Below are 8,203 nucleotides of genomic sequence, written 5' to 3' on the forward strand. Positions count from 1 at the left end.
TTTTCCTCCTGAAAGACCCTATGAAAAAGATTCATGTGTTTGTATGGAGCTTTTTTATAGGGTGATTGATTTTATTGTGTATGCTAATAGTATAGTCTTTATGTGTACATATATACAAGTAGGTTTATGCTTTTACTTTAATTTTTTTAAAATTTTATAAAGAAATACACATATAAAACAACTTCCTCCACTCAAAGGCCTCTCAGAGTCTCCTTAAGGCCTTGTCCTTTTCACTTCATATCATATGCCTATAGAGAGCAGTGAGATGTTTTATTGCCACACCCAGTGCCGTCACTTTGAGGCCTTTTGCAATGTATTTATATTCAACTTTTTATTTATTTCCTCAATGAATAAACATACATTTTGAAAAAATCGTGCATAATTAACCAAATGTTGATATTTCAACATTTATATCTATTTTATGTGGTAACACAATGTATATTGTGTTGCGTTAATGTATAGGTATCTTTACTAAACCCTCATTTTTAAAAGTTTTCTTATATGGTTTTTTAAATTTTATGAAATAAATACTAATTATCCCCATGTTTTTTATTTGAAAAATAGCAATCATCCAACCAAAGTGTCATTATAATACAAAACTAGCTAAAAAATACCCGTTTACAAATTTTATGTCAAACTTGTCTTTATTTGTTGGATAGCTATCTAGGTATGTGACAAAAGGGGGAAATAATATGGAATTATATAATTTGTTGCAACAAGCACACAATGGACATAAAGAGGCAGTTATAAGTATTTATTTAAGGTTTAATCCAACTATAAAAAAATTCAGTAGAAAGCTTCGTTATGAAGAAGCAGAAACAGATTTAATCATTGCATTATTAGAACTGATTCGAGATATAAATTTAAATAAGCTACATATGCAAAGTGATGGTGCAATTGTTAATTATATATACAGATTTTTAAAAAATAAGTCTATAAATCTACTCAAAAAAAATATATTGCAAAATCTTAAAACAGTGCCACTAGAATCAACTATCATTTCGGATGCAAAGATACATATAGATAGTATGATTTTTACATCGAGTTTGATTAATTCATTACCATCTTTACAAAGAGAAGTGATTAAGAGAAAATTTGTACAGGAATTTTCTGATCGAGAAATAGCAAATTTATTAGGAATTTCAAGACAAGCTGTAAACAGAGCCAAAAATCGAGGGTTGCATAATCTAAGAAAAACTTTACATCTGAAAGAGGAGGAAAATACTTGGAAGAAAAAATATTTGAATTAGCTTCAGCACAAGGAATATGGACTTTACTTAGTGTAGCTCTTATTTTTTATATATTAAAGAACCAGGAGAAAAGAGATCTCCGTCAAGAAGAAAGAGAAAACAAGTATCAAGAAATTATATCTAGTTTAACTGACAAGCTAAATGTAGTTGAAGATGTAAAAAAGGATGTTGAAGACATAAAAGATTATGTATTTAACAGAAAGGATTCAAGCTCATAGTTTTCAAATTTTAAGAAATTGAAAAATTTTTTTAATTAAGAGTTTACAATTTCAACTTAAAAGTTGTCTTTAATAAATATAAAGTCTTTAATCGATTAAAGCTTTTACATAAAAACAAATGAAAAGGAGAGTTTAAAATGGCAGGTTTCAGAATGATGAGAAGTACAAATAATGCTCAATATCATGGGGCACATGGATTTTTAAAAATTCCTGATTCATATGCAACAAGTGAAACATATAAAACATATCCAGAATTATTTTTGGGTTTATATCGAAACTATGGATTAGATGCTGGATTAGTATATATATACGGTGCATGGCATCTTTTTATGGGCACGTTGCCTGGAACTTTGGATAAATATAATGAAAAACAATATCTATATGATCCTACTGGTAAAATTCAAGATAAAGAGGAATTGGCTTCTAATAGTAAGAAATATCCATCATGGAGAATGGAATCTCTAGATCGAAAAATTAACCCTGGAGATAGAGTTATTATAGATCTGGGTATATCTAAATCATCAGATTATGTAAAGTGTAGCATTTTTAAAGATGGTCGCAGAATAGGAAAAATTGAATCTTTATTAAGTTCAGATGCTTTGAGAGATTTAAAACAAGGATGTAAAATAAATACTGAATTAAATATTGTTTCAAATAATGCAGAAAATGTAAAGAAATCAGGAGTTTACTTTTATGATGCAAGATTTGAAGCTTGTCTTTTAAAAGATCCTGTTCATGGATTTGATGAGGCTATGACTAAAACAAATACAAAGTTTATAGAAGAAGGAGAAGATTTATCTTTAAAAAAATATGCAGAGTATTCTCATTCTGTTTTAGTTAATGAGTATGGAGATGTTGGAGACAGTGTTAATCTTATAGTGAAGCCATACAAAAACTAGTTATATTAGTCATAAAATTTAAATTATATAATATTTATTTCTAATAAAATCAAATGACAAATTACTTTATAATTTATAAGGTTTGTCATTTGATTTTAAATAGTTTTAGGGATAATAAATTTTTTTAATAAGCAAGTTCCAGAACATAATCTGTTTCATGAGTCTTCAAATTATCAACTCTATAATTTAAAATTAATTTTGATTTTTTATCGATTATAAAATAATAATTTTTATAAGAATCTTTAATTTGATAGATAATACTATTTTTTTGATTCTTTACAACATGAATCTGGTCTTTGTTCATAAATACAATTTTATAAGGATTAAATTCAGAAAAAACAAAATCTAATGGATAAGGTATCTTGTGGTGACTTATACGAAGTTTTATTTTTTCCCCTTCAGTGTTTATTTTATATTGATGTTGAATCAAGTCCATATAATCAGTAGCTGTAAATGTATAATATTCTTCTTCATCAAATAAAAATTGATCTAAATAACAATTGATATAATCACTTGGATCAAAGTATAGTTCTTCTTTGGCTGGTTCTTTATAAATTCTTTCATGAGTTCCTTCGATATAGGTAATATTTTCATTAAGATAAGTACCTTTTGGTATGTATACCTTAAATTTCATTTTTGGATAAAAAAAAGTATTCTCCATTGATTCAAATAACAATTCATATTCTTTACCAATATATTCTTTTTTGTGATTGATTTGTAGGCCTTCTTTAGTGGTTAAATAGACATTCCCACTTTGTTTATTCCATTCTGCATGACCGCCTAAATTATGTATTATATTAACTGGCAAAAATATATGATTTTGTTGAATTAAAGGTTGAGTAGTTATTTTCTTAGATCCATCACGAGGTGTTAAAGTAACAATTTTTTTGTAAGGATCATAATCCATTTGTAAGTTAAAGTATGTACATATGAATTTAGAAGGTATAAAAAGTCTATTTTGTTTATCTACAAATGGACATATATGTTCAGTTTCTATTTTTCTATTGTTGATGCTTAATGTTATATTGGAGTTTTGTGCATATGAAGATGGACAAAACAATGCAAAAACAATAGTAAAAAAAATGATTCTTTTCAAATAATTATACATTGAGTTAATAACCTCCTTTTTAAATTTCTCTAATTTGTTAATTATACAATATCACAAAGTAAAATTTTGTAAATTTATGAATGATCAAAGATTTTTAAAAATCAGTACCATAAATTCTAATTTTTAAGTTATAGGACTATTTATGGGATGTGTTTTTATTAGGATTATAGATCAAAATACTCTATTGGTTACAAGTAGCATATACCAAGGGTTGCGTAGGTATTTTTAAAATTTTTTACTCTCTAGTACACTTTTTACACGAATCGTGGCCGTATACCATATTCTTTTATCTAAAACGAGTAATACCAGCAATTATTAATAGACTCAAAGTATATGTTACAAATTATAAAATAATTAAAACCTCATAATGTAATCCCTACGTTATTTGTGATTCTCAAAATCTAAAAAAATTAAAATATTTTACACACATAGGTTTACAATTTTCTCCTAAAAATTGTCTTTAATAAATATAAAGCATTTAACCGGTTAAAGCTTTCATATAAATATAAAGACAAAGGAGAGATTATAATGGCTGGTGGAGTTAGATTTATGAGAGCAACAAAAAATCTTAGATGGAACGATACAAGACATAAACCTATATATACAGCTGTAGGATCTGAACTTAGATTACCTACAGACTGTGATTGTATCCCATGTGATGGATATTATTCAGGAAATTATAATGGAGCCTATCCAGAATTTTTCCATGGATTTTATTCAGGAAATTATGGCTTAGATATAGGTATCCTCTATATAGGATCAAACGATGGATTAAGCAAAAAGTTTAGATTGTTTTATCATACTTTATCCAACACTGCTTATACTACAGATAACATAGTAGACTTATATGAAGATGTAGATTTCGGAGATACAGTCATGCTTTTAAGTTATTTAGATCATAATGGCCTTGTTACTGAAGTAAAAAGAAACGGACGAAAAATAGGTCAAATAAAAGTCAACTTGACTTCAAGTGCTTATAAGAAATTTAAAACTGGCTGTTGGATTAATAGAGAGTTAAATATTGCAGCTAATAGAGATAATTATTTAAATAAGCATAAATATAGAGTATATTTTGATAATGCAAGTTTTGTTGAGAGTACCCTTACTGCAACACAAAAAATTAATGGAAGTTATTATGTAGCATGGGATGATACTTTTGGCGATCTTATAAAAGAACTCGAAGGTGGTCGTAACGGATTAGAGCCGTATGAAGATTTGAACGATGTTATAGATAAATCCTATTCTAGAGTCATAAATGGATTTGTAAAGGATTTTGTTTCTATGAATTTAAGATCTAAATAATATCCAATTTTAAAAAAGGCATTGCAAAATATATTTTGCAATGCCTTTTTTTAAAAACTTATATAAGATTCTATTTTATTAGAAGGAATTTTCCAATAATAATATATGCCATTTAAAAAATAAATTAAAAAATCAAAGTCTATAAATATTAGATCATCTCTAACATCAATTTCTATATTATTTGTATTACTAATATTAAAAGCTCCAATAATATTTATACTCTTTTTTTCTGGCAAGAATATTTGTACCATATCTTCACCTTTTGACAGGGTAATTATTTGATTGTTTTTATCAAATTGAAAATTACATCCTACATATTCTAAGATCCTTTGAAGTGGCACCATAATAACAGGATCATGAATTGATTCTTTGATATAAGGTACTTCATTTCTTTGTATAAACAATAATTGATCATTTATATAAATGCTAGGTGCATTGCCATATAAGTCTTTAGGCTCATAATCTTTTGTATCTGGATTCTTAGAAGGAAAACTCTGATAAAAAATGCTTAGATGATCCATTCCTTTTGGTTTATAGGATGTTTTAAAGGGTTGCTTATAAGAATCCCCAAATATGCTAATGATATCTCTGTGTTCATATACCAAAGAGCCCTGTGAAATTGGTAAAGAAAACGATCCATCTGTAAGAATATTGTCTTTTTCTTCTATATAACTTCCAGTGCCATCTAGCCAATCTATTAAAAAGTCTAAATCTGTAAATGCAACACCATTTTTTATAGTTATATTTTTTCCTTTAAGATCGGTTCTAAAATATAAAGGAACATAGTGATTATCCATTCTTACCATTTTATTTTCGTCTTTTTCATCTATAAAAAATTCTATTTTCTTATGATCCTTTGATACTACTATTTTTCTTTCTTCTTTAATCCATAAGACATTAAATCCTAAATTTTCATAAAATCTTTTAATAGAAAACATTACTATTGTCTTATCTTTTTTAGGATCCATTTTACTGATTAATTTAAATGGCTTTTCATTTTCATTTAAATAAATCAACTTATTATTTATAAAACATGGATATCCTTTATTCCTTTCCATACCAAAAGAAAAAGCATAACAATTAAAGAATAAAATAAGAGATAAAAATACTAAAAAACATCTCTTTCTCATATAAAAAGCACTCCTTTTTTATTATATTTAAAATAAAAGTAAGTATATACTATAATGCATATTTTGAAAAAAATTTGAGTAATCCTTTTATTAAAAAGTTAATGACATATATGGGGGTACGGCGACCATTCGTGTAAAACAGGGTCACTTTACAAATACTGTAAAAAATATATGTTTTTATTCTAGTTTGATGACCATAAACGGCCGTTTACAGTTTTTATTTATTCTTTTAGATTTTCAAATGAACTAATGCACTTTAAAATAGTTCCATAACTTAATACCATAATTAAAGTATTGATACACCTATACTTCAACCTTTATGGAACTATATTTATATCCAAATCATTTTATACGAATACTTGCCCTACCCCTTATATTGGCAACGCACATTTGTATCAAAAATATATCAATTAATGCAATTTTCATATCAAATTGTCTACATCTATTTTAACATTATTTGTAAAATGTAGATATAGTTACCTGTTGTGCTAGTTAAAAATTACAAATAGAAAAACCCCAGCGAATTATGTTACCCTATCATTAATAACGACAAAGTAATTAAGATAGGAGGATAACATATGCTAGAGTTTATTAATAAATATTCTAGGTAAAAAAACAAATCAGGGACTTATTAAAGATCTTATATTTGGATAATATATCCATAAACCTGTAATAAAAGTAACATAAGGAATATTGCGACTTTTTTCACTTCCATAATATTCTTAGACAGTATTTTAATAAGTAGCACAACGAGTTATAGTTATATATTTCTATTTAAATTCCAACTATTCCTCAAATATATGTTTAAGAAACAGTAAAGCTCCTGAATCATTAGGAACTTTTTAAAAGTGGTGGCATCGGGTGTAGCGATAAGTCCTTTGGCATTTGATAAAATCTTAAATTCAAATTAAAAAGTATTCTTTGAAATACTATTTGTATTGAGATGTTTTTCTTGCTTTATAGAAGCTTTTTATTTTAGAATAAGAGTAAACGAGTAAAAGAGTAAGAGAACAAAGGAGGAAAAGAGTAAAATGATCATTTCTGTTGTCAACCAAAAAGGTGGAGTTGGAAAAACTACAACAACGTGTAATCTAGGCAGTTGTCTAATTGAATTAGGAAAGAAAGTATTATTGATTGATAGTGACCCACAAGGAAATTTATCACAGAGTATAGGAGTAAAAGAGTATAAGAGTACAATATATGATTGTTTAACTAATGACTTACCAATACAAGAATCTATTATTAATACAGGAATAAAAGGTCTTGATATTGTACCAGCAAATATAAAACTTGCCAATGCAGAGCTGGAACTTTCGAGTGCATTAGGAAGAGAGACACTCTTAAGAGATTGTATCAAGAGCTCTTCTTTAGACTATGATTATATACTAATCGACTGCAACCCATCCCTTTCATTATTGACCATTAATGCATTAGCTGTATGTGATAGAATGATTATCCCACTTGAACCTTCTATTTTTGCATTGGAAGGAATATCACAGCTTATTAAAATTATTAATTTAATTAAGAAAAAAATAAATCCCAAAATTGAAATAGAAGGGGTACTTTTAACTAGAGTAGATAGTCGAACAAGTTTGTCAAAAGAATTTAAAGAACAGATTGATGAAATATTTGGCTCTAAAGTTTTTGATACTGTAATACATCAAAATATAGCTATAGGGAAAGCACAGATAGAAAATATGCCTATCAATTTATTTGATAAAAACAGCAAAGGGTATAAAGAATATTTAGCATTAGCACAGGAGGTGATTGGTCGTGAGTAAATTAAAAAATGTAAGTACTGGCATATTAAACGGTTTAGAAGAAATGAATAGTGTACAAGAAGAAAAGAGTAAAGGAGTAAAAGAAGAAAAGAGCAAAAGGTCTTTTATGCTTACGGAGTCACAAATAGAGAAGATATATTTATTAAAAGCCAAATACAAAGAAAAGGATCTAAGCACATTTGTTGGAGAAGCCATAGAAGAATATTATGAAAAGCATATAAGTAATAAATAAAAATATGTTTAGATAAAAATTAATATCCTATCAACTAAGGACTTTTGGAAACACTTTTTCAATAGAATATTTATTACCCTTTTTGATGTTTAAATTATTCTATAGCTCATATTGTAGCCTTTTAAATACTTTAAAAACATTTCGTTAATGCAATATAGTGATAATTATATTGCATTGCTGGCTTTGTTCCACATATCCGACAATTTATTTAAAACATAAGGAAAAGATCCATAATAAAAGAATGAAATTTAACGTTACAAATTGTCCATGAAAAACTATCCTT

8 protein-coding genes are annotated in these 8,203 nt (G+C 27.0%); 6 read left to right on the forward strand and 2 right to left on the reverse strand.

What is annotated here, in order from left to right; genetic code table 11:
• The first annotated feature begins 692 nt into the window (after nucleotides 1-692).
• From EK368_RS02900 to EK368_RS02910, 3 genes are all read left to right on the forward strand, one after another.
• Nucleotides 693-1,250: an RNA polymerase sigma factor gene (locus EK368_RS02900; protein ID WP_129596241.1), complete on the forward strand. Its 558-nt coding sequence runs from the start codon at nucleotides 693-695 to the stop codon at nucleotides 1,248-1,250.
• A complete protein-coding gene (locus EK368_RS02905) occupies nucleotides 1,226-1,468 on the forward strand; it encodes a BhlA/UviB family holin-like peptide (RefSeq protein ID WP_129596242.1) in 243 nt (80 codons plus the stop codon). Before EK368_RS02900 ends, EK368_RS02905 begins: the two co-directional genes overlap by 25 nt.
• A gap of 137 nt (nucleotides 1,469-1,605) precedes the next feature.
• Nucleotides 1,606-2,367, forward strand: coding sequence for a hypothetical protein (locus EK368_RS02910; protein ID WP_129596244.1), 762 nt, complete (start codon nucleotides 1,606-1,608; stop codon nucleotides 2,365-2,367).
• A gap of 124 nt (nucleotides 2,368-2,491) precedes the next feature.
• On the opposite strand, the gene EK368_RS02915 is transcribed toward EK368_RS02910, so the two are convergent.
• Nucleotides 2,492-3,475 (reverse strand): hypothetical protein, encoded by a 984-nt coding sequence (locus tag EK368_RS02915; RefSeq protein WP_129596246.1) that lies wholly within the window; start codon nucleotides 3,473-3,475, stop codon nucleotides 2,492-2,494.
• Between the two features lie 528 nt (nucleotides 3,476-4,003).
• Between EK368_RS02915 and EK368_RS02920 the strand changes: the two genes are divergently transcribed.
• Complete coding sequence (locus tag EK368_RS02920; protein ID WP_129596248.1) at nucleotides 4,004-4,777, forward strand: hypothetical protein; 774 nt, start codon at nucleotides 4,004-4,006, stop codon at nucleotides 4,775-4,777.
• Nucleotides 4,778-4,827: 50 nt separating this feature from the next.
• On the opposite strand, the gene EK368_RS02925 is transcribed toward EK368_RS02920, so the two are convergent.
• The gene (locus tag EK368_RS02925; protein WP_129596250.1) at nucleotides 4,828-5,907 is read right to left on the reverse strand and encodes a hypothetical protein; all 1,080 of its coding nucleotides are present in this window, start codon (nucleotides 5,905-5,907) and stop codon (nucleotides 4,828-4,830) included.
• A 1,031-nt stretch (nucleotides 5,908-6,938) separates the two neighbouring features.
• Here EK368_RS02925 and EK368_RS02930 point away from each other — a divergent pair.
• The gene (locus EK368_RS02930; protein WP_129596252.1) at nucleotides 6,939-7,688 is read left to right on the forward strand and encodes a ParA family protein; all 750 of its coding nucleotides are present in this window, start codon (nucleotides 6,939-6,941) and stop codon (nucleotides 7,686-7,688) included.
• Nucleotides 7,681-7,920: a hypothetical protein gene (locus EK368_RS02935; protein WP_129596254.1), complete on the forward strand. Its 240-nt coding sequence runs from the start codon at nucleotides 7,681-7,683 to the stop codon at nucleotides 7,918-7,920. Before EK368_RS02930 ends, EK368_RS02935 begins: the two co-directional genes overlap by 8 nt.
• Nucleotides 7,921-8,203 lie beyond the last annotated feature (283 nt).

This window comes from Anaerophilus nitritigenes (assembly GCF_004138215.1).
Lineage (GTDB): Bacteria > Bacillota > Clostridia > Peptostreptococcales > Thermotaleaceae > Anaerophilus > Anaerophilus nitritogenes.